At 49.2% G+C, this 25,364-nt stretch carries 20 protein-coding genes and 2 tRNA genes; 9 read left to right on the top strand and 13 right to left on the bottom strand.

Annotation, left to right across the window (positions count from 1 at the left end):
* Positions 1-78: 78 nt before the first annotated feature.
* From LTAR_RS11470 to LTAR_RS11425, 10 genes are all read right to left on the bottom strand, one after another.
* On the bottom strand, positions 79-948 hold the full coding sequence (locus LTAR_RS11470) for a carbohydrate ABC transporter permease (protein WP_062422380.1): 870 nt from the start codon (positions 946-948) through the stop codon (positions 79-81).
* A gap of 14 nt (positions 949-962) precedes the next feature.
* On the bottom strand, positions 963-1,907 hold the full coding sequence (locus LTAR_RS11465; protein ID WP_062422379.1) for a carbohydrate ABC transporter permease: 945 nt from the start codon (positions 1,905-1,907) through the stop codon (positions 963-965).
* Positions 1,908-2,104: 197 nt separating this feature from the next.
* Positions 2,105-3,409, bottom strand: coding sequence for an extracellular solute-binding protein (locus LTAR_RS11460; protein WP_062422378.1), 1,305 nt, complete (start codon positions 3,407-3,409; stop codon positions 2,105-2,107).
* A 95-nt stretch (positions 3,410-3,504) separates the two neighbouring features.
* Positions 3,505-4,536, bottom strand: coding sequence for a LacI family DNA-binding transcriptional regulator (locus LTAR_RS11455; protein ID WP_062422377.1), 1,032 nt, complete (start codon positions 4,534-4,536; stop codon positions 3,505-3,507).
* Between the two features lie 379 nt (positions 4,537-4,915).
* On the bottom strand, positions 4,916-7,057 hold the full coding sequence (locus LTAR_RS11450) for a glycoside hydrolase family 3 C-terminal domain-containing protein (protein ID WP_062422376.1): 2,142 nt from the start codon (positions 7,055-7,057) through the stop codon (positions 4,916-4,918).
* 36 nt (positions 7,058-7,093) lie between these two features.
* Entirely contained in the window at positions 7,094-8,593 is a 1,500-nt protein-coding gene (gene xylB / locus LTAR_RS11445) for a xylulokinase (RefSeq protein ID WP_062422375.1), read from the bottom strand.
* Between the two features lie 67 nt (positions 8,594-8,660).
* On the bottom strand, positions 8,661-9,710 hold the full coding sequence (locus LTAR_RS11440; protein ID WP_062422374.1) for a LacI family DNA-binding transcriptional regulator: 1,050 nt from the start codon (positions 9,708-9,710) through the stop codon (positions 8,661-8,663).
* 234 nt (positions 9,711-9,944) lie between these two features.
* A complete protein-coding gene (locus LTAR_RS11435) occupies positions 9,945-10,991 on the bottom strand; it encodes an ABC transporter permease (protein ID WP_062422373.1) in 1,047 nt (348 codons plus the stop codon).
* A 7-nt stretch (positions 10,992-10,998) separates the two neighbouring features.
* Complete coding sequence (locus tag LTAR_RS11430; RefSeq protein WP_201775982.1) at positions 10,999-12,486, bottom strand: sugar ABC transporter ATP-binding protein; 1,488 nt, start codon at positions 12,484-12,486, stop codon at positions 10,999-11,001.
* Between the two features lie 194 nt (positions 12,487-12,680).
* Positions 12,681-14,759 (bottom strand): sugar ABC transporter substrate-binding protein, encoded by a 2,079-nt coding sequence (locus LTAR_RS11425; RefSeq protein WP_081419953.1) that lies wholly within the window; start codon positions 14,757-14,759, stop codon positions 12,681-12,683.
* A 383-nt stretch (positions 14,760-15,142) separates the two neighbouring features.
* On the opposite strand from LTAR_RS11425, the gene LTAR_RS11415 reads away from it, so the two are divergent.
* From LTAR_RS11415 to LTAR_RS11400, 4 genes are all read left to right on the top strand, one after another.
* The gene (locus LTAR_RS11415) at positions 15,143-16,864 is read left to right on the top strand and encodes a substrate-binding domain-containing protein (RefSeq protein WP_062422370.1); all 1,722 of its coding nucleotides are present in this window, start codon (positions 15,143-15,145) and stop codon (positions 16,862-16,864) included.
* A gap of 138 nt (positions 16,865-17,002) precedes the next feature.
* Complete coding sequence (locus LTAR_RS11410; protein WP_062422369.1) at positions 17,003-17,893, top strand: ROK family protein; 891 nt, start codon at positions 17,003-17,005, stop codon at positions 17,891-17,893.
* 9 nt (positions 17,894-17,902) lie between these two features.
* Positions 17,903-18,853 (top strand): type I phosphomannose isomerase catalytic subunit, encoded by a 951-nt coding sequence (locus LTAR_RS11405; RefSeq protein ID WP_062422368.1) that lies wholly within the window; start codon positions 17,903-17,905, stop codon positions 18,851-18,853.
* Between the two features lie 74 nt (positions 18,854-18,927).
* Positions 18,928-19,000: transfer RNA gene (locus LTAR_RS11400), tRNA-Gly, on the top strand.
* 22 nt (positions 19,001-19,022) lie between these two features.
* On the opposite strand, the gene LTAR_RS11395 is transcribed toward LTAR_RS11400, so the two are convergent.
* Complete coding sequence (locus tag LTAR_RS11395; protein ID WP_201775981.1) at positions 19,023-19,940, bottom strand: TIGR03560 family F420-dependent LLM class oxidoreductase; 918 nt, start codon at positions 19,938-19,940, stop codon at positions 19,023-19,025.
* 140 nt (positions 19,941-20,080) lie between these two features.
* Between LTAR_RS11395 and LTAR_RS11390 the strand changes: the two genes are divergently transcribed.
* The 5 genes from LTAR_RS11390 to LTAR_RS11370 all read left to right on the top strand — a co-directional run bounded on the left by LTAR_RS11390 (position 20,081) and on the right by LTAR_RS11370 (position 24,148).
* The gene (locus LTAR_RS11390; RefSeq protein WP_062422367.1) at positions 20,081-20,788 is read left to right on the top strand and encodes a TetR/AcrR family transcriptional regulator; all 708 of its coding nucleotides are present in this window, start codon (positions 20,081-20,083) and stop codon (positions 20,786-20,788) included.
* Positions 20,785-21,933 carry an ABC transporter permease gene (locus LTAR_RS11385; protein ID WP_062422366.1) on the top strand — a complete coding sequence of 383 codons (1,149 nt, stop codon included), beginning with the start codon at positions 20,785-20,787 and terminating at the stop codon, positions 21,931-21,933. The genes LTAR_RS11390 and LTAR_RS11385 overlap by 4 nt, the downstream gene beginning before the upstream one ends.
* A 19-nt stretch (positions 21,934-21,952) precedes the next feature.
* Positions 21,953-22,900: an ABC transporter ATP-binding protein gene (locus LTAR_RS11380; RefSeq protein WP_062422365.1), complete on the top strand. Its 948-nt coding sequence runs from the start codon at positions 21,953-21,955 to the stop codon at positions 22,898-22,900.
* The gene (locus LTAR_RS11375; protein WP_062422364.1) at positions 22,897-24,003 is read left to right on the top strand and encodes an ABC transporter permease; all 1,107 of its coding nucleotides are present in this window, start codon (positions 22,897-22,899) and stop codon (positions 24,001-24,003) included. The genes LTAR_RS11380 and LTAR_RS11375 overlap by 4 nt, the downstream gene beginning before the upstream one ends.
* 74 nt (positions 24,004-24,077) lie before the next feature.
* Positions 24,078-24,148, top strand: a tRNA-Cys gene (locus LTAR_RS11370).
* Between the two features lie 269 nt (positions 24,149-24,417).
* On the opposite strand, the gene LTAR_RS11365 is transcribed toward LTAR_RS11370, so the two are convergent.
* Both LTAR_RS11365 and rnhA read right to left on the bottom strand, forming a co-directional pair.
* Entirely contained in the window at positions 24,418-24,915 is a 498-nt protein-coding gene (locus tag LTAR_RS11365; RefSeq protein ID WP_062422363.1) for a ClbS/DfsB family four-helix bundle protein, read from the bottom strand.
* A 19-nt stretch (positions 24,916-24,934) separates the two neighbouring features.
* Positions 24,935-25,363 carry a ribonuclease HI gene (rnhA, locus tag LTAR_RS11360; protein ID WP_062422362.1) on the bottom strand — a complete coding sequence of 143 codons (429 nt, stop codon included), beginning with the start codon at positions 25,361-25,363 and terminating at the stop codon, positions 24,935-24,937.
* Between the last annotated feature and the right edge of the window lies 1 nt (position 25,364).

Genomic DNA, 25,364 nt, shown 5'->3' with positions numbered 1-25,364 from the left:
TGTCCTGATTAAAAAGCCGGATGATCATGGCGGTCATCCGGCTTGGGTCTGCAACGATAAGAGAATGCGAAGAGCGTTTTACCCTTTGACAGCGCCGGCAGTCAAACCTGCCACAATCTGTTTCTCGGCGAAAAAGTAGAAAACAATGGTTGGTATGGAGGATAACATAACAAATGCTGATATCAGCGCCAGATCCTGACCATATTGACCCTGGAACTGCATGGTTCCCAACGGCAACGTCCAGAGTGTGTTGCTGTTTAACACAATCAGGGGTACAAGCAAATCGTTCCAACTGACAATCATCACCAGAGCTGCCACGGCCGCCAGTGATGGTTTGACCAGCGGCAGCATGATGCGCCAGAAGAAGTCGAAATTGTTGCAGCCGTCAATATAGGCGGCATCCTGTAATTCAGTCGGTACAGCCGTGAAAAATCCTTTCAGGATCAAAATATTACCAGAAAGTTGGAAGGCAATCTGAACCAGAATGACTCCGATCAGAGTATTAATTAGGGGAATACCCATCTGGGTAATCTGCCGGAGGACAAAATAAACGGGCAGAATGGCAACATTAATCGGGAACATCAACCCCAGGGTAAACAGATTGAAAATAAAGTTCTTACCACGGAATTCAAGCCGTGCCAAAACAAAAGCGACCATCGCACAGATGATGACAGTGCCTGTGGTAGTTGAGATCATAACAATAAGACTGTTTTTCATCATGCCCCAGAAAGCGGGCGTTGTCAAAATGTTAATGATATTGTCCCACTGGGGCGGATTGGGAATATCATAAGGTCGTGAATACATCTGACCTGTCGTCTTAACGCTCCCGAACATCAGGATCACGATTGGAACAAAGATCAGAATCGAGGCAATGATTAAAATGAGGTATTGAAAGAAACGGGGAACCGCTTTCCGCATCCATTTGGGGGTAATTAGCACTCTTTGCATGTCAACAAGCCTTTCTAAAGTCCGGTAAGGTAATCGGGTTTTTTGGTCAACTGCTGGTAGATCAGAGAGAAGATCACACACAGTATGAACATGATGATGGTCACGGCGGAACCATATCCCAGTTGGAAGCGTACAAAACCAAAGCGGTACATATATGTAGCCATGGTTTCGCTGGCGTTGACGGGTCCACCCCCGGTCATAATCCAGACCACAATAAATTGCTGGATGGAGCCCAGTACAGACATATAAACCGATGTCCTGATCGGACTGCTCAAAAGAGGAAGTGTTATATAGAAGAAATTCTGAAAAGCATTAGCTCCGTCCATGCGGGCGGCTTCCTCAATTTCTGTGGGAATATTCTGCAACCCGGTAAGGTAAAGAAGCATGTGGAAGCCGAAATATTTCCAGGTTAGGGTGATAAAAATTGCAAAGAGAACAACTCGCATATCTGCCAGCCAGGCAACAGCTGGTAAACCGAGTGCTACCAGAACACCATTTATAAGGCCGCGTTGTGGATTGGCATTAAAGAGCAGCATCCACATGATGGCGGCGTTGACTTCTGAAAGGACGTATGGAAGGAAGAAGATTGTGCGGAAAATGCCTCGTCCGGGTAAATCACGGCCAACCAGAACAGCAAGAAGCATTGCCAGTGGAAGTTGAATGGCCAGTGAACATACAATGATCACCAGGACATTTTGTACAGCCTGCATAAAGACTTTATCGGAGAGAATCTTGATGTAATTGTTGATCCCGATGTACTTTGTAGCCGGTCCAAGTCCGTTCCAATTGAATGTACTGTAATAAACCGATCGAATAATGGGATATATCAGGAAAAGAACAAACAAAATAAGTGCGGGTGCAAGAAACAGGGCGATACCAAGACCGTCTTTTGTTTTGCGAGATAAAAGCGGAGGGCGGGGATTTTTGGATACATTTGGACTGGTAGGAAATGATTGCATGGGGATCTCTTTCTGGTTATTTCTATTCGGAGGATTCAACCAACCGGATTTCCGAATATCGTTCCCGAGGCACTGTTCCACCTGAATACTGTAGCATATTCCAGCGCCTGAGAAACTACACATCTGGCGTATTTACAAAGAACAGGTGCGGGATAGATTTTTATATCCATCCGCGCACCTGTTTCAAAAATTACAGCTTATTTCTTGGTGATGTTTTCTGCAGCAGAAGCTTCAATCGCTTTGGCAACCTCTTCAGGAGAAGCGGTACCGGCGAAGAGTTTCTGGACATTGTCGTTGATGGCGCCACCAACGAGGGAGGGCAGGAACTGATCGTAGTACAGCTGGAAGTATTTCGCGCTGGCGAAAGTCTTCTGGACCATCTTCATGTTGGGGTCTTTCAGACCAGCTTCGGCGCCGGCAACTACAGGGATGCCTGTTCCGGAAGCAGCGATAATGGTCTGGTTGTCTTTATTGGTCAGGTATTTGACGAAATCGATGGCTTCGGGGGAAGCATTCTTGCCAATGGCGAAACCATTGCCGCCACCGACCACATCGGAACCATCACCAGCACCACCTTCAACAGCCGGGAAACCGAACATGCCAAGATTCTTGACACCCTTCTTGTCTTTGCTGTTGGCAGCCTGCACGCTAGGAGACCACTGTCCACCAAGTTCCATGGCAGCTTCGCCGTTACCGAAGGTGGCCTGCATTTCATCATGCGTGGCGCTCAAGAAACCTTCCTGGAAGGGTTTCATATCGATGAGTTTCTTCAGTTCTTCACCGGCTTTTACGAAAGCGGGATCAGCGAAGGAACCAGAGCGATCCAGGGCAGCTTTGAAGGCTTTTTCGCCGCCAATGCGGGTGGCCAGGTATGACCAGATGTGCATACCGGTCCAGGTGTGACCTTCACCTACGGAAATCGGGGTGATACCAGCGTCTTTCAATTTCTTGACATCGGCCAGGAATTCAGACCAGGTAGCGGGTTCTTTGTCGATTTTGGCTTTGGCGAACAGGTCTTTGTTGTACCACCAGGTAACAGCACCCATGTCCCACGGCACACCGTAGTTCTTGCCATCTTTGGCGAACACGGCCAGAGCGGCGGGAGCGAAGGTCTTGCGCCATTCACCATTGTTGGCATCGAGGTCAGCGGTGATGTCTTTCAACAGACCGGCATCGATCTGTTCAGACAGACCGGCACCACCCCAGCTCTGGAAGATATCAGGAACTTCACCAGACTGCATAACGGTGGTCAATTTGGTCTTGAAGGCTTCGTTTTCAAGAACGGTGATTTCGATTTCCACATTCGGATGGGCTTTCATGTAGTCATCGGCCATCTTTTTCCAGTCCGACAGGGCGGGATCTTTGGTGGAAATGTGCCACCAGGTGATCTTGACTTTATCGGCTTTGGCGGGGGCAGCATAAACGGCCGGGGCCGGAGCGGCTGCCAGAACGAACATGGCAATCATGAGAATGCTGACTAACTTAAACAATTTGTTACGCATAACATCCTTCTCCTTTTTTTGATAGTACATTGAGGTATGAGAAAAATTCTCTATTGCAACAACGGAAAAGTGTAAAATCACCTCCTTTTTATCAATCAACCGCGGGGAGGCTGACAGGAGTCACGCACTACCAGCCCTGTGGGTAATTCAATCCGCTTTGTTGGTGTGTCTGGATTTTTTAAAAGCTCAAGAAGCATCTGTGTGGCCACATTCCCCATATTACGCAGAGGTTGGCGCACAGTTGTTAATGCCGGGTGGATGATGCTGGCCTGCGGAATATCATCAAACCCGACAATGGAAATATCTTCTGGTATCCGCTGGCCTTTTTCTCGAACGGCATCCATGGCACCAAACGCCATCACATCATTGGATGCAAAAATCGCGGTAGGAGGGACAGGCTGATTCAGCAGGTCCATGGCGCAGTTGTATCCATCCAATTGATGGAAGGTGCTTTGTCGGACCAGGTCTTCGGTGAAAGGGATGTGGTGTGCCCAGAGTGCAGCTTTGTATCCCTCCAACCTGTCCACTGCCGCCCCCAGATCCATCCAACCTGTAATGAAGCCAATCCGTGTATGCCCGAGTTGGATCAGATATTCTGTGGCATTGTAAGCGCCCTGCCAGTTGGTTGCACCGACAGCAGGGCAGTTCTGTCCGATTCCTTGATGATCGATCAGAACAAAAGGAAAATGACGTGAATTCAAAATGCCGATGTAATCTTCAGGATTGCGGGGCAAGACCAAAAGTAAACCATCCACCATGCCCTGGGCCAGGCTGGCTACATAATCTGCCTCCAGAACAGGAGTACGGTGGGTGGTATAGAGCATCAGGTCATAGGATGCAATCTGTAATTCAGTGTTAATTCCCTGAATAATCTCACCAATATAGCCGGTACCCAGATCGGGAACCAGAATACCAATGATGTGGGTTTTCCCTCCAGCCAGACTGCGAGCCTGACGATTGACTACATACCCCAGATCCCGGATAGTTTTCATTACGCGTTCGCGGGTTTCCGCTTTCACATGCTGGTCTTGATTCAGGACGCGAGAGACGGTTCCATACGAGACACCTGCCTGTGAGGCGACCTCAAAAATGGTGACATTGTTGGAAACCAGACTCGACGATTTCATTACCCAGGTGTTCTTTCATTTATTCAGGCACGTAAGCGTTTACGATAATTTGTAAACGATAAGCGGATTAAAAACCAATCTATTGCATGGAAACGTTTACATTATCTCAATCAAAAACATTTCCCACTTGAAACCCTATTTGATTTTGAAATATAGCGAGTGCTGAAGTATCGCGGATTTGGAAGCGTTTACAAAAATATTATAACAACAGGAAGTACTTTGTCAACAGGTTTTCTTTCTGAATCCACCAATTATGTACAAATTGTTACAAAGGTAACTCTTTAATAATGCTATTTGTCCCTTAAAATACTCCACCACCATGCCCTAAATGGTGGTGGAGTACACAAGAAGGAGTCGGTCTACCCCCTTCCAACTCGAATCAGGAAAGGTTAAAACTTGCTGTCAGATTCGCCTGCAATCCCAGGTCAACAGCCCGTTGACTTGGCGAACTTCCACCTACGTGCACTACAAAATCTCCAGGTTCCAGAATAGGGTCGCCGTTATCATTTATGAACATCATCATTTCTGGGGTTACCGTAAATGGAACTGTACGTGTTTCACCAGGCTGTAAATGAATCCGTTTGAAACCTATTAATTTGTACTGAGGAACAATGGTGGAAGCCTTTACATCTGTCAGGTAAATCTGCGCCACTTCCTCTGCTTCAACATCGCCTGCATTGGTGATATTGAACTTAAGTTCAAGTGGTTGACCCATTTTAACATTGGTCTCATGCAAAATCAATTGATTGTATGTAAATTTGGTATAACTTAGCCCGAAACCAAACGGGAAGGCTGGCGTTTCTTTGGAGTACCGGTATGTCCGGTTATTCATACTGTAATCATTGAACGCCGGTAGTTGTGAAAGGGAAGCGGGAAAGGTGATCGGTAGTTTACCGGAAGGTGTTGCGTTCCCGAATAACACATCTGCCAGAGCTTTGCCACCCTCTTCACCCGGATACCAGACCTGAATTATGGCTTCTACCATATCTTCCAGTTCTCCCAGTACCACGGGGCTTCCACTGAAAATCACCAGTACGATCCGTGCTCCCCGGACCACCAGTTTTTTGATATAGTCCACCTGAGGAGCCGGGAGGGACAGACTTTCGCGATCGCCACTCTTTGCAGAGAGCAGCGCATCCCCTTCTTCACCTTCTAGCACAGGAGCCAACCCCATACAGGCAATGGTTACATCGGCTGCCGGAGCGGCTTCCAGCGACCAATCGAAAGGATTGGCACTTTGTTGTGCCAGCAATGAACCCATTTTATACTCCACCTTGGTACCTTCAGGTGCACGGAGCGACAGACCTTCCAGTGCAGTAACCATGTGGTCATTTATTCCAAAGTAACTGCCCAGAAGGCAATCCAGATTGGCCGCATTGGGACCGACTACATAGATATCGCGGGTTTCTTTTTTCAGCGGCAGAATATTATTGCGGTTTTTTAATAAAACCATAGATTTTACAGCCGCTTCATAGGCCAGTTGTCGGTGTTCTTCGCATCCGACTACGTCCATGGGAATAGCGGCGTACGGCACTTTTTCAACCGGGTCAAACATACCCAGTTTGAACCGGGTGGTGTACGTGCGTATCAGTGATTCGTCAATATCTTTTTCTGTGATCAGACCACGCTCAATGGCTTCGGGCAGATGTTCGTACGTGCAAACACAACTCAGGTCGCAGCCAGCTTTCAGGGCTACCCCGGCCGATTCCACGACGTCTTTTGTATAACCGTGAGTCTGGTGGAAATCTGCCAGTGCACCACAATCCGAAACAAAATGGCCTTTGAATCCCCATTTATCGCGCAGTATTTCCTGAATCAATAAGGGAGATGCACAGCAGGGAATGCCATACAAGCGGTTGTAGGCGCCCATCACAATTTCGACATTCGCTTCCGTAACCAGTTTCTTGAAGGCTGGCAGATAGGTATCGAAAAGTTCGCGCCGGGTCACATTGGCATCAAAGGTGTGTCGCTCATCTTCGGGGCCGCTGTGAACGGCGTAATGTTTGGCACAGGCGGCCGTTCGTAAATAATGCGGATCATCTCCCTGCATGCCATGAACAAAAGCCGCACCCATCTCTCCTGTCAGAAAAGGGTCTTCTCCCCAGGTTTCCTGTCCGCGTCCCCACCTCGGATCACGGAAAATGTTTACATTGGGCGACCAGAACGTTAAGCCTTGATAAATAATAGTGTTTCCACACCGGCGCAAAGTTTCATGATATTTCGCCCGACCTTCTGTGCTGATGGCTGTGGCAACTCGGTAAATAAGATCAGTATCCCAGGTGGCAGCCATTCCAATGGCTTGCGGGAAGACTGTTGCACGGCCATTACGACCAACACCGTGCAGCCCTTCATTCCAGTAATCATAGGCCGGAATTCCCAGCCGGTCTATGGCCTCGGCGCTGTTGCGCATCTGACTGACCTTCTCTTCCAGGGTCATTCGTGAGATCAGATCCCTGGCTCGTTCTTCCACTGGCCGGGTGGTATCGAGGTAAAGGGGTGTGTCTGTTTGTGCGTCTGTCATAAAGTAGGGTTCCTATTCTTTACTGAGTAAGGCAGGTTACAGCGCAGCCACACCATCAAATGAAGGTTTAAGTGCCGGATATAACGCTGTGTACTGTTGATAATAGCTTTCGTAGATTTTTACAGATGCTCTATCGGGTGTGGTTTTTTCCATTGTTTTAATGGTGGCGTTGCAGCTTTCTTCTACAGATTTCCAGGTTCCGGCACCTACACCCGCCAGTAGGGCGGCGCCAAACGCAGCCCCTTCTGTAGTGTTGACGGTGACCAGCTCGCTGTCCATTACATCAGACAACATCTGACGCCACAACGGACTGCGTGCACCGCCACCGGAAACACGCACCTGATTGATGGCTCCCAGACCGGCATTTTTTATCAATTCCATTGAGTCACGCAAACCAAAAGAGACACCTTCGATGACTGAACGGGTCATATGAGCTTTGGTATGCCGGATGGTGAGTCCCACGAAGGCACCGCGGGCCAAAGGATCAGGGTATGGAGTGCGTTCGCCGGTGAGGTACGGCAGGAACAACAAACCTTCGCTGCCGGCAGGAACATCTGCCGCCGGTGCCAGCAGATCATCGTAACCCATACCCGGTGCGAGCGTATCGCGATACCAGCGCAATGAACCGGCCGCCGAGAGCATGACGCCCATAAAGTGCCACGCGCCGGGGACGGAATGACAAAAGGCATGCAGCCGGCCTTGAGGTTCGATCAGAGGTGAAGGTGTGGTGGCAAAAACCACACCGGATGTGCCAAGTGTAAGGGCGACAATGCCGGGTGTTACGGCGCCCACCCCAACCGCCTGGGCGGCCTGGTCTCCACCGCCGCCAACAACCGGGGTTCCGGCTTTCAATCCGGTTAATTCAGCCGCGCTGGCACTCACTACACCGGTTATTTCGGGTCCTTCATAACTTTTCGGCAGCCAGCTTTCCGGAATATCCAGTGTTTTAAGCAGGTCAGGTGACCAATCACGGCGGTTCAAATCAAACAGAATCATGCCTGAACCATCGGCTTTATCCACAGCGAAGTCACCGGTGAGACGATAGCGTACATAATCTTTCGGGAGCAAGATGTGGGCTGTACGGGCATAAACTTCAGGTTCATGTTTCCGAACCCACAGGATCTTGGGTGCGGTGAAGCCGGTGAGGGCTTTATTTCCGCAGATCCGCAATAATTTATCAAATCCTACTTTTTGAGTGATTTCTTCACATTCCTCAGCGGTACGCTGGTCGTTCCATAGAATGGCGGGGCGCAAAACAGTGCCTTTGTCATCAAGCATCACAAGTCCGTGCATCTGGCCAGTCAGGCCGATGGCTTTGACGGCTTCTCCGGAAACTCCGGCTTGTTTCAAAGCATCACGAATGCTTTTTGCTGCCGCCGTCCACCATTCCTGCGGATCTTGTTCTGACCACAGTGGTTTCGGGGTGGATATGGAATGCTCGTTGACAGCTGTTGCGGCAACATTGCCCTGTTCGTCCACGAGGAGTGCTTTCGAGCCTGTTGTGGATACATCGATACCAAGGAATAATGTTTTCATGAGATTTTGTCTTTCTGTAGGATAGAGATGTTCTGATGGTACCAGACAGAGATAAATGAAACCGAACTTAATTTCCCTGAATGGCTTCAAGTGGTTTGCATGAATCTCGAGTCACCAACCGGGTTGGCAGCTCGATCTTGCCAGGTTTAATTGTATTTTCTTTCATCATGGCAATGAGCATGCGGGTGGCTTCACGTCCCATCTGTTCCAATGGCTGACGGACAGTTGTAAGCCCTGGCATGGTCTGGCTGGATTGAAAAATATCATCGAAACCGATGACGGAAATATCACCCGGAATTTTCAAACCCATATCGCGAACGGCATTCATTACGCCAAAGGCCATCATATCGTTAGAGGCAAAAATTGCTGTCGGCCGGTTTACCAGTGACATCAGGGTCTGTGCTCCAGAATATCCGGTTGCCTGTTCAAAGTCACCTTCGATGACCCATTCCGGCGTGAAAGGAATCTGATGTTTTTGCAATGCTGCTTTATATCCAAGCAAACGTTCCTGCGAACATCCCAGATCCATGGTCCCGGTGATAAAGGCGATCCGGCGGTGCCCCAGTTCGAGTAAATATTCGGTGGCATCAAATGCCCCCTGATAATTTGTGGCTCCCACAGCCGGACCCTGCTCATCAATGCCCTGATGATCCACCAGAACATAAGGGAAGTTCAGTGACCGTAATTTTTCCAAATAGATGGCCGGATTGCGTGGAAGAATTAAAATGACCCCATCAACACCGGATTGTATCAAGGAGGAAATGTACCCCGATTCCTTCATCTCTCGCCGATGGGTTGTATAAAGCATCAGATTGTATTGAATGGATTCAAGCTCGTAATCAATCCCCCGGATAATTTCGCCGATATAGGCTGTTCCCAGGTCAGGTATGAGCAGGCCAATCACATGAGATTTTCCGCTCACCAGGCTGCGGGCGTTGCGGTTGCCCACAAAACCTAACCGATCGATCACCTCTTTAACTCTCTCGCGGGTTTCCTCTTTCACGTTGGGAGAATCATTGATTACGCGCGATACAGTTCCATAGGAGACACCGGCTTCACGGGCTACATCAATGATGGTTATGGAGTTGAACTGGGAACGGCTGGAATCTTTTGACATGAGATTATCATTTTCATTGTAAACGTTCACAGATTATTCTATCTGTTTTGAATACGTTGTCAATGCTGCAATGACCGGTTTTGGTATTTTCTAATGAACAAATTTGCAGGGTAACATTCACTTTCTTTTTTTGATTGAAATTACCTTGGATAGCACAAATATCTGTTTTCTTTAACCAATATATGAAAAATTCCCGGAAGGACTTTTCCGGGAATTTTTGGAGATGATAATCAATCAGGCTTTTATTTGCGCCTGGTATGAACTGATGAGAACCGCCAGGAACATGATAAAACCGCGAACCACATATTGTGTATAAATATCAAAATTAAGCAGGGTCATGCCATTTGAAATGACACCCATAAAGATCACACCCAGCAGGGTTCCCCATACCTTGCCAATGCCGCCGTTCATGCTGGTTCCGCCTATGACAGTTGCCGCAATGGCGTCTAATTCCCAGCCGCGGCCGAAGCTGAATGATCCAGCCAGCAGCTGCCCGGATGTCATAAAACCTGAGATAACAGCCAGGATTTGAACAGCGATAAAGCAAATCATTTTGGTTCTTCCCACATTGATTCCGCTCAGACGGGCTGACTCTGGGTTGCCGCCTGTGGCATAAATGGCGCGGCCTGTGGTGGTGTACCCCATAAAATACCAGACAATAAAAAAGGAAACAATCAAGACTACAGCAGGAACGGGAATGCCGTCAATTTTTCCGCCTCCAAGAAGGTTTACGATCCATCCTGGAATCGGAATTCTACCGCCGCCCAGAAAATTAAACCAATCCGGGAACTGGTTGGCAATGGGGAAGCCTTCACTAACCATACCGGCTAAACCGTAAAGTGCATTCAATGTAACCAGGGTGACAATGAAAGGCGGCATTCCAGCTCTATGTTGAAAGAATCCATGAAACCAGCCAATAACAAGTGCCATCACCAGTGAGAGACCCATACCAATCAGGCATGCTGTGGTCAGGTCCATGCCGCCAGCAGTCAGGTCACGGCAACAGCGGGCGGTGATCACACCCGCAAGAGCAACTGTCGAACCGATGGACAGATCGATCAATCCGGCCACAATCACCATGGTCATGCCAAAAGCGATCACGCCTTTTAAGGAGTTGGCACGCAGGATATTCATCCAGTTTGACCAGGTCATGAAATTATTGACACCCAGCGCCAGTGCAAGGATCAGGGTAAACAGAATGACTTCAATGGCATGATCAAGCAGAAAGACACCAATTTTCTTTCTGTTGAATAATGTTTTTTGGGCAGATAAGATTCCCATGATCGTGCTATTCTCCTCTCATGCAGATTTCGTAAAGCTCATTGATATTGATTTGGTCTGGATTGACTTCTTCCACGATTCTTCCATGACGCATAATCAGGATACGGTGACATACTTCCAGTAATTCTTCTAACTCGGTAGAAACAAATACCGTAGAAATTCCTTTTCGAGCCTGTGCCCACATAATGGCAAACAGTTCCTGCTTGGCATTCACATCAATCCCACGGGTTGGTTCATCGTAGAGCATAATCTTGGGACTGGTATTCAACCAGTTGCCAACAACCACTTTCTGCTGGTTGCCGCCTGAAAGTGATTGGGCGGTTACATTGATTCCAGGGATTTTTATTTTCAATTCGCTGACTTGCTTGTTGGCAAACAACTTACGCATAGGTTTATCTTCAAACAAGAAGTGTGATGTCAGATTCATGCTGGCATAACATAGGTTATCCAACACAGAATGAATAAGGATCAGTCCTTCAAGTTTTCGGTTTTCCGGGGTTAAACCAATTCCTGCCTTTTTCATTTCACGCAAACCGGCATTTTTATAGGTTTTACCTTCCACAATGATTTCACCGGCGTCAACTGGATCGGCACCAAAAATCCCCCGTAATAATTCGGTGCGTCCGGAACCCAACATACCGGCAATGCCCAGCACTTCACCTCGTTTCAACTGGAAGTGGACGTCCTGATACCAGCCTTCGCGGCTCAGTCCGTTGACTTCCATGATAATTTCATCTTTTACTTCGATATCTCTCGGGCGGCTTTGAACCTTGACTTCTCCGAACATCATGTCAATGATGTCTTTGTGCTCCACTTCTTTCATCTGTACGGTTCCCATCAATTTGCCATCTCGTAGAACCGAAACCGTATCGGCAATCTGCGGTAATTCCTGCAATTTATGGGTCACATAAATAACCACTACCCCCTGGTCACGCAAGGCACGAACAGCGTCAAACAGGCTCTGCACCTCGTTCTGTGCCAGAGCCGAGGTGGGTTCGTCCAACATGATGACTTTGGGATTAAAACTCAATGCCTTGCTGATCTCAACGACCTGCATTTGCCACATACTCAGTCGTTTTACCGTTTCGTGTGGATCAATATCCACTTTCATCTTCTGTAAAAGATCACCGGCCATCTTGTAGGCTTTTTTCCAATCGATGATGGAATTCTTTTTGGGAAGCCGGCCCAGAAAAATATTCTCCGCCACAGAAAGGCCGGGTACCAGGCTCATCTCTTGATATACAGTAACGATTCCTTTTGCATTCGCTTCGGAAGTTGAATTAAAGGTCAGCTTTTCCTCATTGAGGAAAATATCCCCGGAGGAGGAGGATATTGCCCCGGCGAAAATCTTTACCAGGGTTGATTTGCCTGATCCATTCTTGCCAACCAGGGCGTTAACTTTTCCACTTTGAAAAGAAATCGATATGTCGTCAAGGGCGCGGGTTCCGGGGTAGTCTTTTGTCAAGTGCTCTGCTCTGATGTTAAAATCGCTCACCTTGTCAACCTCCATAATTGGATTACAGATTTGCGGAAACAAATGGAAATACCAAGTTCAGAAAGAAAAAGACCATCATCCGCAAATCATTATAGCGATATCTATTCCCTGTAACTTCTTTTGAAACAGGGAGACGAAATAATCTGTCTCCCTGTTTCATCTTTATTACATTTACCGGGGATTAAAATCCTGGTTTACTTGACTTCCAATTCCTTCAAACCGTTAGATTTGCGCCATTCATTGACGGCAGCCTTGTCGGCAGCAGAGAGGGTTATTCCGGGGGCGATGGTCAGTTTGCCGACGCTGTTACCGGGTTTGCCCATCAGGTAGTTGACGAGGTCAGTCATGGCAGCGACGCCCTGTCCATAGGGGTCCTGAGCAACGGCAGCCTGCATTTCACCGTTGATGATCATGCTGGTGATCTGGTCGGAGCCATCGTAACCGAAGACGGCGATTTTCTTGCCAGACTGTTTGACAGCCATGGCCGCGCCGATGGAGCCGCCTTCATTGCAGGCGAAGATGACCTGGATATCGGGGTTGGCGGTGATCATGTCAGCGGTGGCGGCCAGCGCGGTATCTTGCTTTTCAGCGGACTGGTGGGCGACGACTTTGTAATCAATACCGGCGGCTTTCAGGCCTTCTTCAAAACCGCCATAGCGGAGTTTGGATTCCTCGGGTTTCTGGTGGTCGTAGTCAACGATGCCGACCTGGATGGTGCCGGTGAGGCCGTTGTCTTTGATGTATTTGGCAGCGGCATCGCCCATAGCTTTACCGTTGGCGGTATTGTCGCTCATGTAACCGCCGGTGATGAAGGCTACGTTAGTGAAGCCGCCGGAGTTGGTGAGGGCTACAGCCACACCCTTGTCATTGGCCTCTTTGAGGGCGGCCATGGAGACAGTGGGGCTCAGGGGGGCGATAGCGATACCATTCACGCCCTGGGAGATGTAAGTGTTGATGAGTTCGGTTTCCTTGGCCTGGTCGTTGCTGGAGTTGCCGATGATGACCTGTTTGACGCCTAATTTCTTGCCGGCATCCTGGAAACCTTGGACCATGGATTTCATGAACTGGTCATCCTGGAAGACGACGCCTGCTACAACAATATCTTTGGCTTCCATGGGTTTCTTGATGGTTACAGGACCGCCCGCAGCGGCAGGAGCGGCGGAGGCGGCCGGAATTTCCAATTCCTTCAAACCGTTAGATTTGCGCCATTCATTGACGGCAGCCTTGTCAGCAGCAGAGAGGGTTATTCCGGGGGCGATGGTCAGTTTGCCGACGCTGTTACCGGGTTTGCCCATCAGGTAGTTGACGAGGTCAGTCATGGCAGCGACGCCCTGTCCATAGGGGTCCTGAGCAACGGCAGCCTGCATTTCACCGTTGATGATCATGCTGGTGATCTGGTCGGAGCCATCGTAACCGAAGACGGCGATTTTCTTGCCAGACTGTTTGACAGCCATGGCCGCGCCGATGGAGCCGCCTTCATTGCAGGCGAAGATGACCTGGATATCGGGGTTGGCGGTGATCATGTCAGCGGTGGCGGCCAGCGCGGTATCTTGCTTTTCAGCGGACTGGTGGGCGACGACTTTGTAATCAATACCGGCGGCTTTCAGGCCTTCTTCAAAACCGCCATAGCGGAGTTTGGATTCCTCGGGTTTCTGGTGGTCGTAGTCAACGATGCCGACCTGGATGGTGCCGGTGAGGCCGTTGTCTTTGATGTATTTGGCAGCGGCATCGCCCATAGCTTTACCGTTGGCGGTATTGTCGCTCATGTAACCGCCGGTGATGAAGGCTACGTTAGTGAAGCCGCCGGAGTTGGTGAGGGCTACAGCCACACCCTTGTCATTGGCCTCTTTGAGGGCGGCCATGGAGACAGTGGGGCTCAGGGGGGCGATAGCGATACCATTCACGCCCTGGGAGATGTAAGTGTTGATGAGTTCGGTTTCCTTGGCCTGGTCGTTGCTGGAGTTGCCGATGATGACCTGTTTGACGCCTAATTTCTTGCCGGCATCCTGGAAACCTTGGACCATGGATTTCATGAACTGGTCATCCTGGAAGACGACGCCTGCTACAACAATATCTTTGGCTTCCATGGGTTTCTTGATGGTTATAGGACCGCCCGCAGCGGCAGGAGCAGCAGGAGACGAAGCTTCGGCCTGTTTGGGCGCTTCAGTCGGTGCAGCAGTTGGAGCAGGGGTAGCAGCAGGGGCGCATGCACCCAGCAGCATGGCGGCGATCATTACGATGCCGAAAATGGATAACAACCGTTTCGTTCTCATTGGTATTTCTTCTCCTTCAGTATTCGAAGTTTTGAAATTCAAAAACAACAGGTTGAAATTTCCAAAAAATATTCTTCCTCTTGGTATTTCTGGTGAAACCTCCTTTCCGGACGTATACTCTGATTCCCCCAGAAAGAATTCTTGTATGAGATACACGGATGATAAAAGTCAAACATGGGGTAAAAAGATGTTCATATATTAGCATAAAATAAAAATGAATGTCAAGATAAATGTTATAAAATGTACATAACGTCTTAAATATTATTGACATCGCACATGACTATCACTATAATCGATTGAAGTAGAACATTGCATTTTTGTTGAATTTTTTCCGATAGATTTGTTCTACATGATATGATTATCCCCTTAAGGGGAGGACGAACATGACTGCCCACGATCGCCTTGAACAAATTACACAATTGGTAGATAAACGCGGCTTCCTTTCAGTACGCGATCTGAGTGATTACTTTCAGGTTTCAGAAATGACCATCCGCCGAGACTTGCAGATTTTGGATGAAGCGGGTCGGTTGCAACGTACATATGGCGGCGCGGCACCCATCAATCGGCCAACCAGGCAGATGAATGAGAATCTGCCGAACCAGCCTGTTGAAACAGTGGATGAGTTGCTGGCCAATCGGGTGGATGTCATCATCACCAGCTCGCTCGAACGACGCGTGGATGATCTGCTCCTTGATCGGGCCAGCAGAATGAACATTCCCATTATTGCCGAATCAGCCTCCCTGGAAAGACAGGCCAGTGTGGTTGCCGTTGATAACTACAAAGCTGGATTCGAACTGGGCAAATGGGCTGGTTTGGAATTCGGCCCCCGATTTAATGGACAGCTTCATGTGCTTGATCTGACATACAGTCTACCCAACACTCAGGTACGGAGCCGTGCGTTCATGGACGGATTGCATTCTGTCTGTCCGCAGGCCAATCTTGTGCTTTCCATTAATGCCCAGTCAAGTACACGAACGTCCTATCAATTGGCCCGTGATGCACTGACGGTACATTCTCATGTCAATATGATCTTTGGAATAAATGATGCCACTGCCTGGGGAGCCATTCAGGCCTGCCGTGATCTGGCCATTGATCCACAAAAAATGACAGTGTTGACGTTTGGTCTGGAAGGCGATACCATGCGCACCGCTTTGGCTGAAGGAACATATTGCAAGGGCGGCCTGGCCATGTTCCCCGAAATTTCCGCTCCAGTTTGCATTGAAGCAGCCATCGCCGCTTTTAATCAGAAGCCCTTACCAGCGCACTTGGTCACACCATTTACAATTTTGACAGCCGCCAATATTGAAGAGATCTACTCGCAGACGTCGACCGGTTGGAGTTTGCGTTGGGATGTGATCAACAGCCGGTTCGAAATTCCATTGAAAATCAAGCCATCCATAAACCGGCTGCCCGAATCACTTCCCAAGCGAATTGGATTCATCGTTCCATTCAGCAAACATGACTGGTATCGAAGTCTGATGCAATTCATGCTGGAGTATGCCCGATCGTATAACATAACACTTGAAATTATCGATGCTGAAAAAGAAGTGGTGGAAGAAATCGAAGCCAGACGTCGGGCTATTGCCCATCTGGCGGCTGAACAGGTCCAGGCCGGTGATGTTCTAATCATTGATGGCGGCCCGATCGCCGGTTACCTGGCTAAGGAGCTGCTCGGAAAGCCGGACCTCACAGTGATCACCAATTCAACTTCGGTTTTCAGCTCCCTGGAACCAGATCCACAAATCCAATTGATTTCCACTGGAGGTGCCCTCCGGCGGAGTAGCCAGGTGCTGGTTGGTCCGACGGCAGAAGGTGCCCTGCGAGAACTACGGGCGGATAAACTTTTTTTGAGTGTCAGCGGAATCAGCCAGGATTTTGGCCTGTCTCACACTAACATTTCAGAAGTGACTATTAAACAGGCTATGATTCATGCAGCCCGAGAGGTGATTCTGCTGGCCGATTACACCATTTTTGAACAGGAATCTGTCGCCCAGGTGGCAAGTCTTTCCATTGTCAACAAACTGATCACCGATGAATCGATGCCAGCGAAGTCACGGCTGGAGATGGCCAAACAGGGCATTAAGGTAATGCTGGCCATGCTCTGATGAAGGGAAATATCCCCAAGATTTTTACCCCGTTTATTACTTTCGGTTTAGAATTAAAGCACACAAAGCAATGCTTTTTGATCGATTCCCCATGGAAGACATCGTTTTCCAAAAGAAACCTGAGTATTGAGGATTTACATGAAAAAGTTCTATGGTGGTGTGGAAGCCGGAGGCACAAAATTCGTCTGCATTGTGGCAGCCGGACCCGGTGAGATTCTGGCACAGGAAAGGTTCCCGACCACCAGACCGGAAGAAACCATCGGAAAAACCATTGAATTTTTCCGTCCATTTGTTGAATCAAAGCAGGTTGATTCCATCGGAATTGCATCGTTTGGGCCAGTGGATTTGAATGAAAAATCAAAAACCTACGGCTATATCACCACCACCCCGAAACCGGGCTGGGCTCAGGCAGATTTACTGGGTTCCATTCAACGCGGTCTGGGGGTGACCTGCGCTTTCGATACCGATGTCAATGCCGCAGCACAGGGTGAGTATTACTGGATACCCGAGAATCGTGAACTTGATCCTTTGCTCTATATTACGGTGGGAACTGGCATCGGAGTCGGCGGCATCGTGAATGGCAAAACTCTGCACGGCCTGATCCATCCCGAAGCAGGCCATATGTTCATTCCGCACGATCTTAAAATTGATCCCTTCCCTGGCGTGTGCCCGTATCACGGCGATTGTATGGAAGGACTGGCTTCCGGTCCGTCTATGGCCAAACGTTGGGGTCAGGCTGCTGAAACACTGCCCGATGACCATCCCGGCTGGGACCTTGAAGCCTGGTATATTGGATTTATGGTTTCAAATCTACTTCTAAATTTTTCACCCAGACGGATCATTCTGGGCGGAGGTGTTCCCCAGCATATCGGGTTGATTGATAAAGTCCGGAAGAATGTACAGAAACAAATCAACGGCTATGTAAAATCACCGCAAGTTCTGGAAAATATTGACAGGTTGATTGTTCCTCCGGCTCTGGGAAATCAGGCGGGCGTGATGGGAGCGATTGCCCTGGCCATTACCCGCTAAGATTATATTATGCAGAAACTGGATTCCTCTCTCATCCCGTTCACCCTTGACCGGCAATACCGCGACTATGTGTGGGGCGGAAGCAAACTGCGCCCCGGGCATGTCCCCACTGCCGAAGTCTGGGCTGTATATGAAACCAATGCGGTTACCTCCGGTCCCCACACCGGCTTGACTCTGTCAGAATTAGTCAAAGAGTATGGTGTCAATCTGCTTGGCTCAAAGGTGACCGCACGAATAGGATCACGGTTCCCCATCCTGGTGAAGCTGCTGGATTGTAATCAATGGCTCTCTCTTCAAGTGCATCCAGATGACCGGCAGGCGGAAGTCATGGAAGGCAAAGGACAGTTTGGAAAAACCGAAGCCTGGTATTTTTTGGATGTAGAAAAAAAAGCTGAAATCCTCTGCGGCATCAAAGAAGGTGTTTCAAAGACAGAGATAGAAAATTCGGTGCAGAATGGAACGATTCTTAATAATACAGACCGTATTTCGGTGAAAAAAGGCGATTATGTGCTTATACCCGCCGGAACGATACATGCTCTGGGACCTGGTCTGCTGGTTTATGAAGTTCAGGAAAGTTCTGATATTACCTACCGTGTGTTTGACTGGAACCGCCCGGCCAGTGAAGGCCGCAAGTTGCATATTGACCAATCTATCCGTGTGATTAATCCAGACAGGCATGCGGCTGTTCAGGCTTCTCCCACGGGGGAAGCGGCGCATAAAATCCTCTCCTGTGATTATTTCCAATTGGAAAAGATCGTCACAGGAAATAACCCGGTTTACACAGAACTGGACGGAACCACTTTCCATATATTGACAGTGATCTGCGGTGAATCAGAGATCGCCGGAGAGGGTTGGTCATTCGACCTGGCACAATATGACAGCCTGGTTATCCCGGCCTGTACGCCTGATTACACGATAAAAAGTTCTTCTGGTTGTGAAATTCTTCGGGCTTCCGCCTGAAATTTACCGGTGATGAAGAAAAAAAATGATTGACATCCGTCTCCAACCGTGATAATATATCGCCTGCAACAAATGCGGGCGTGGTTCAGTTGGTAGAATGTCTCCTTGCCAAGGAGAAGGTCGTGGGTTCGAGTCCCATCGCCCGCTCAAGACCCCATGTGGGGTCTTTTTATTTCATCTGCGGTAGAACGGAAACCCCGATTTGTTCAATCAGGTCAAGGTCGGCGGGATTATTAATCTCAAGCATCACCCGATCTAGACCCAGAGCAGCATACTCGCCAAGCTGGTCGGCCACCTGGTTCGGGGTGCCGATCACACCCACCTGCCGCCATTCCGTCAGAGTCTTTTCACCCAGTTTCATCTGTACATCGCGATCGGTCTTTCCCATGATGATATTGAGCATCACCGACCGGCGGATGGAAGCCGGGTCGCGGTGGATGCTTTTCATCGCAGAATCCAGTTCCTGCATCAACAGCCGGATAGAATCCACGGGCACCCGGTAGGTGTTCCATTCATCCGCAAAACGGGCGGCCAGCATGGTAGTCCGCTTGCCGCCGCGGCCTCCCACCAGAATGTGCGGTCCTCCTTTGCGTGCCGGACGGGGAAGCAGCTGGGCTTCATTGGTTTTGAAATACTTCCCGTTATAGGTGACTTTATCTTCGCTGTGGAACAACGTATAAATCAGTTCCAATCCTTCTTCGAAACGGTCAAATCGGGTTTTCAGGTCGCCAAGATCAAACCCCCACACAGCGTGTTCCCGTTCATCCCAACCAGCCCCCAGACCGAGCTGCAGACGTCCGCCGCTCAGATCATCTACATTGGCCGCCATGCGCGCTGTGATGGCCGGGTGCCGGAATGACATGGGTGTCACCAAAGGGCCGAACTGGATGCGATGAGTATTACAGGCCAGCCAGGTGAGTGATACCCATAATTCAAGTGCATCATGGTCAGGCGGGCGGCGGTTACTGGCAAAATGGTCAGAACGGTACAGGGCGGCGAACCCGAGGTCTTCCGCCAGGCGGGCCAGTTGTTTCCACAGATCCCAATTAAGACCGTTCTGTCCTTCTATATCAAGGGCTATTTCCATAAACAGACCTCCCATACCGGTATTGCATTGATTGTATACCTTCTCCTATGTCATTATGAAAAATTGGAATCAGAGGGAAATCCTATCCCTTGACAAATGAATATATGGTTCATATACTATGAACTATATAGGAGAATATTATGAGCGATGAGTTCGTATTTGACTATTTGCCGGTGATTTTTGAACTCGAAAAGAAAGGACTGGTCACGCGCACTTTCCGTCGGCTTGATCCAGACCGCCAGCAGGCAGTGATCAATGCCATTCTGGATGAAGCCGGAGAATCCGGGCCGCAGGATCTGAATATCAAGAAAGTGGCCTCCCGCGCAGGGGTTTCCACCGGTTCACTGTACCAGTATTTCAACAACCGGGATGGACTGCTGAGTTTTGCTACTGAACTGGTCACCCGGTTTACCGTTCAGCTTTTCGAAGCCTATCGTCCGTACATGACTCAGGCTCCACTGGAACAGATCCTCCCCATGTACATTTCTGAAGGGATCAACTGGTCAAAAGACCAGATCGGTTTTGCTCGATTTTTCGGTGCGGCGGCTTATCACGGTGATCCCCGTTATGGTGAAACAGTTGTGCGTCCAATTGCTTCTGTGTTGCGTCAGATGGTGGAGGAAATGCTGGCAGCGGCGGTGAAGAATGGCGTGGTCAGAAAGGATATTGATATTGAGGCCGTCGGACGGATTCTGCATACCGTCACAATTGCCATCGGTGACGGGTTGATTTTTCCTCAATTGATGAATTATTACCAGCTTACCGAAGGCGGCATGCCAGTCGAGCGGATTTATACTGCACTTATTGATTTGATAATGCATGGAATTATGGAGGAGAAGAAATCTTGAAAGCAATAACCATTGCAGGGAAAACCCTGAAAGAAGCCCTTAGAGATCCACAGCTCTTGATCCTGTTTCTGGTTTTTCCCAGTCTGCTCGTGTATCTGTATTTTTTTGCGTATGGCGGGGGAGGAAAGAACCTGGGAAGTACCCTGATCATGCTGGTAGACAACCAGGATAAAGGTTTAATGGGATCGGAGTTGATCGCCTATCTGCAGGATCAAACCTTTGATGGGGCACCCCTGTTTACGGTAGTAGAGACACATGATCCGGCTGAAGCTCGTACTACCTTGAACGAATGGAAGGCGGGTTTGATGCTGATCATTCCGGCAGACTTCTCGTCGGTCTTGCAGTCAGCAGATGTAAACCATCTGCCGGAACTGACTGTGATAAAGGATTCGTATTCCGATACGGCATCCTTCCTCTCGGTGATGCTGGAGGAACCGTTGCGTAATTTCATCGAAAAGAAAACCGGCTGGCAACAGCCGCAACAGGTGGTTACCTACGAATACGTCACCGGCACCGGCAACCTCAATGATTTTCAATTTGGTGTACCCGGTGTAATTATCTTTGGCATTGTCTTCGGAGTGATGTATACCGCCATCCTTCTGGTGCGCGAGGTGATCGGAGGAGCCTTTCAACGGCTGCGGCTGGCGAATGTTTCGGGTTTGGATCTACTGGGCGGAATCACATTGGCGCAGATGGTCATCTGCCTGGCGCAAACGGCGGTAACACTGCTGGTAGCCTGGTGTTGCGGCCTGCAGACGGCCGGTTCATATCTACTTTTGGGTGTGTTCGCACTGGTTATCAATCTGGCATCCACTGGCTGTGGAATGATCACGGCTTGTTTTTCAAAAAGCGACGGTGAAGCGGCCAATCTTTCTATGTTGTTTATTCTGCCGCTGGTCTTCTTCTCCGGCGCCATGTATCCCATGCCGCCCATGCCGCTCTTTGACATTCTGGGAAAGACTATCTACTTTGCCGACCTGATGCCGACTACCTTTGCCACCGATGCCATCCGGCGGATCATGATTTACGGGGATGGTTTTGGGGCTGTCTGGATGAACCTTGTATGGATGGTCGTGGAATCTTTGATTTTATTCATTCTGGGTATCCGGTTGTTCCAACATTTCAGACTGAACCGGTCCCTGTAGCTAAATGGAGTAATTTCGAATGTCAAATATTGTTCTGGAAACTCGTGATTTGACCAAACATTTCGGTCAGTTCACAGCGGTAAACAAATTAACCCTTCAGGTGATGGAAGGTGAAGTTTTTGGGTTCCTGGGTCCCAATGGTGCCGGAAAAACTACCTCGATTAATATGATTTGCGGGCTGCTTCAACCTACCTCTGGTCAGGTTCTGGTGAAAGGGCATCCCATTATTAATGGCAATAAAGATATCCGTCGGATCGTGGGGATGTGTCCGCAAAATATTGTGCTGTGGGAGCGTCTGACCTGCATGGAACAACTGGTATTCATCGGTCAGATGTACGGTATGTCCGGTCAGGCGGCACGGAAAGCCGGAGAAAAACTCCTGAAAGACCTGGGGTTGGAAGAAAAAAGTAAAAGTCTTGCCCGAACCCTTTCGGGAGGTATGCAGCGAAGGCTCAACCTGGCTATGGCACTGGTGCATGACCCGGATATTGTCGTATTAGACGAGCCCGAAGCCGGTCTTGACCCGCAAAGCCGGGTCAAGGTGCGCGAATATATCCAGAGCCTGGCGCGTAGAAAGACAGTGATCGTCACCACCCACAATATGGATGAGGCCGAGCGTGTGGCTGACCGGGTGGCCATCATTGATCACGGAGAATTGCTGGTTCTGGATACCCCGGAGCGATTGAAACAGAGCCTGGGCGAAGGCGACCTGGTGGAAGTCCGATTGGAGAATGGTGTACAGGATCCTGAATCTGCCCGGGCGGCATTGGCATCCATAACACGTGATGTTCATCTTGACCCTGAAACACATTTATTGAAGATCAGGGCGTTGAATGCTGTTGGGAATCTGGCTGAAATTCTGGAATTACTGCAGAAAGCCGGGTTCAAACCGGGTGAAGTCAATATTCATGCCAATACACTGGAAGATGTCTTCATCCAGTTGACCGGACGGAGGCTGCGGGAATGAAAATCCTTCAAGTCTCCCGAAAATACCTGCTTGAAATCATCCGCGAACCGCAATTGCTTTTATTGACGATTCTGATGCCGGCGGCCATGATGCTGGTGATGGCCTTTGGATACGGGCAAAATCCACGACTTGTCACTTACACGGTATTAGTGATGGATCGGTCAAATGGACTGGCATCGGAGGATATCCAGGCTTTGAAAAGCAGCCAATATTCCGATGGCCGGCCGATGTTCAACATCACAATGACCATTGATCCCGAGAAAGCCGATGCCGAATTGCGAAACAAAGGGGCTGCCGTGTTTGTGATATTTTCACAGGATTCCACCGGAAAACTGGTACGAACCGTGAAAGGTGATGCAAGCAGCATGGCTTTCATTAATGCCAGCGGCTATCTGGAAGCTGTTTTAAACCCGGTTCAGGAACATCGTGAAGGACTTCATCCGATACTTCAGATGAAAACGGATAACCTGACCCTGCATATTCCCCAGACAGACTTTGATGCCTTTGCTCCCGGTGTCATGATCATGGCCATTCTGTTGTTGATCCCGCAGACAGCCATGTTGATTGGACGGGAAATCCGTACCGGCACCATCAAACTGCTGCAAATGTCACCGCTCACAACAGCCGAATGGTTTACCGGCATCAGCCTGGCTCAACTGACTGCGGCGGCGATTCAGATGGTTTTGATGCTGGCCATGGCAAAACTGCTTGGCTTTCATACACAGGGATCTTTCTGGCTGGCCATGCTCATTTGCCTGATCCTGAGTTTTGGCTCCATTGGCCTGGGCCTTCTCACAGCCTGCCTGATCCATAATGACAGCGAGGCGGTCAACACGGGCAGCGTCTTTTCGATGGTACAGGTATTCCTCTCCGGGGCATTCTTCCCCTTCAATTCATCCACCTTACTTACTATAAGCGGTCATCAGATGGGTATTTTTGACCTGATCCCTGCCACACATGGCATGATGATCCTGCGGCAGTCGCTGGTCAGCGGGGCGGGTTTTTCAGAGATTGCCTTTCGCACATTATGTATGACGGTATTGTCATTGCTCTTCTTTGTTCTTGGGATTATTATTTTCAACCGCCGTTTTGCCCGACGGTAGATGCGCTGCAGGTCAATCAGATTTACTTGCGTTTCTCACATTCACCTGATAAAATGCGTCTTGCATGTTGTTCTGGCGACGTGGCCAAGTGGCAAGGCAAGGGTCTGCAAAACCCTCATCAGGGGTTCAAATCCCCTCGTCGCCTCAAAGACCTTCACGAAAGTGGAGGTCTTTTTTCTATTTCATTATCCGAAAACCCAGGGATAAGTTTTCAAATTAACATCTGCAGGGTCATAGCATCCGGTGCGAGATGATGGATGGAAAAAAACCATATCTCCGGATGCTTTGACCTGAGCCGTGGTTAACCCAGGCCTCCGGTAGATGCAAGCGGAGCCGGGTAGTCTGCCTGCGAAACAGATCTGATGTATCCATAATAATCTGTGCTGCTTGCACCCAACCGGATGGATTGTTTTCTTACCCTTTCAATCCCCGGCTGATTTCTTTCCGTGCCCATAGGTAATGGCTCGAAGTGCTCGATTTGAAATAGGCGATCAACATATTCTTGTTCTGCCACTTCTGCAAACCCGGCGTGAACAGGTCTTTTTCTGGCAGGGACTTTAACAGATCGACTATCTGCCGGTGGGAGTCGTGAAACTTCTGCATCACCACAACATCCAACGGCTCATCTTTATGGTCTCTGAAAATCTTATCATTCAATGCCGGCAGCTCACTCCATTTGAAACCCTCTGCCGGAACAGGAAAAACCTTGCCTTCGTATCCGCTCTTCACCCACAGAATGACCATCTGTTCCCAGGCAATCAAATGACTGATTACATCTTTGGTGGTCCATTCGCCAACGACTTTTTTATGTGTCATCGTATCGGCAGGTATGGCAGCCAGAAAATCTTCCAGCTTTTTTCTCTCGGTATCAATTTCCTTGAGCAAATCTTCTTTTGATGTTGGTTTGGCCATTTTTCCCTCCACTCAAACCTTATCCTGGAATTGCTTTTCGGGCTTCCCTGTCAGCCAGTTCATTCATGGCTGAACCGGCGTGTCCACGAACCCACCGCCAACTGACATGAACCCGCAAAGTTTGCCGATGCAATGCCTTCCACAGGTCTTCATTGGCCAGTTTTCCGCCAGCCCGTTTCCATCCGCGGCTGACCCAATCCGGCAGCCAGGTGGTGATTCCCATCTTTACATAGCGAGAATCGGTAAAAATGACGGCATGAGCCCCAGTGGGAAGATTTTCCATGGCACGAAGCGCTGCGGTTAATTCCATTCGATTGTTGGTGGTTGACCGCTCTCCGCCGCTTATGACTTTCTTTTTTACGCCATTCTCTATGAATACAACAGACCAACCGCCTGGACCGGGATTGGGTTCGCAGGCTCCATCTGTGTAGATCATGTATTCTGTCATA

It is taken from the genome of Leptolinea tardivitalis, from assembly GCF_001050275.1.
Taxonomy (GTDB): domain Bacteria; phylum Chloroflexota; class Anaerolineae; order Anaerolineales; family Anaerolineaceae; genus Leptolinea; species Leptolinea tardivitalis.
Note: the sequence above shows the minus strand (reverse complement) of the source record. Positions and strands in the feature narration are given on the sequence as shown.

What these genes read in the sequence shown, in the direction of transcription:
- LTAR_RS11470 (WP_062422380.1), bottom strand. Translation starts at nt 948, where the DNA reads ATGCAAAGAGTGCTAATTACCCCCAAATGGATGCGGAAAGCGGTTCCC.
- LTAR_RS11465 (WP_062422379.1), bottom strand. Translation starts at nt 1,907, where the DNA reads ATGCAATCATTTCCTACCAGTCCAAATGTATCCAAAAATCCCCGCCCT.
- LTAR_RS11460 (WP_062422378.1), bottom strand. Translation starts at nt 3,409, where the DNA reads ATGCGTAACAAATTGTTTAAGTTAGTCAGCATTCTCATGATTGCCATG.
- LTAR_RS11455 (WP_062422377.1), bottom strand. Translation starts at nt 4,536, where the DNA reads ATGAAATCGTCGAGTCTGGTTTCCAACAATGTCACCATTTTTGAGGTC.
- LTAR_RS11450 (WP_062422376.1), bottom strand. Translation starts at nt 7,057, where the DNA reads ATGACAGACGCACAAACAGACACACCCCTTTACCTCGATACCACCCGG.
- xylB (WP_062422375.1), bottom strand. Translation starts at nt 8,593, where the DNA reads ATGAAAACATTATTCCTTGGTATCGATGTATCCACAACAGGCTCGAAA.
- LTAR_RS11440 (WP_062422374.1), bottom strand. Translation starts at nt 9,710, where the DNA reads ATGTCAAAAGATTCCAGCCGTTCCCAGTTCAACTCCATAACCATCATT.
- LTAR_RS11435 (WP_062422373.1), bottom strand. Translation starts at nt 10,991, where the DNA reads ATGGGAATCTTATCTGCCCAAAAAACATTATTCAACAGAAAGAAAATT.
- LTAR_RS11425 (WP_081419953.1), bottom strand. Translation starts at nt 14,759, where the DNA reads ATGAGAACGAAACGGTTGTTATCCATTTTCGGCATCGTAATGATCGCC.
- LTAR_RS11415 (WP_062422370.1), top strand. Translation starts at nt 15,143, where the DNA reads ATGACTGCCCACGATCGCCTTGAACAAATTACACAATTGGTAGATAAA.
- LTAR_RS11410 (WP_062422369.1), top strand. Translation starts at nt 17,003, where the DNA reads ATGAAAAAGTTCTATGGTGGTGTGGAAGCCGGAGGCACAAAATTCGTC.
- LTAR_RS11405 (WP_062422368.1), top strand. Translation starts at nt 17,903, where the DNA reads ATGCAGAAACTGGATTCCTCTCTCATCCCGTTCACCCTTGACCGGCAA.
- LTAR_RS11395 (WP_201775981.1), bottom strand. Translation starts at nt 19,940, where the DNA reads ATGGAAATAGCCCTTGATATAGAAGGACAGAACGGTCTTAATTGGGAT.
- LTAR_RS11390 (WP_062422367.1), top strand. Translation starts at nt 20,081, where the DNA reads ATGAGCGATGAGTTCGTATTTGACTATTTGCCGGTGATTTTTGAACTC.
- LTAR_RS11380 (WP_062422365.1), top strand. Translation starts at nt 21,953, where the DNA reads ATGTCAAATATTGTTCTGGAAACTCGTGATTTGACCAAACATTTCGGT.
- LTAR_RS11375 (WP_062422364.1), top strand. Translation starts at nt 22,897, where the DNA reads ATGAAAATCCTTCAAGTCTCCCGAAAATACCTGCTTGAAATCATCCGC.
- LTAR_RS11365 (WP_062422363.1), bottom strand. Translation starts at nt 24,915, where the DNA reads ATGGCCAAACCAACATCAAAAGAAGATTTGCTCAAGGAAATTGATACC.
- rnhA (WP_062422362.1), bottom strand. Translation starts at nt 25,363, where the DNA reads ATGACAGAATACATGATCTACACAGATGGAGCCTGCGAACCCAATCCC.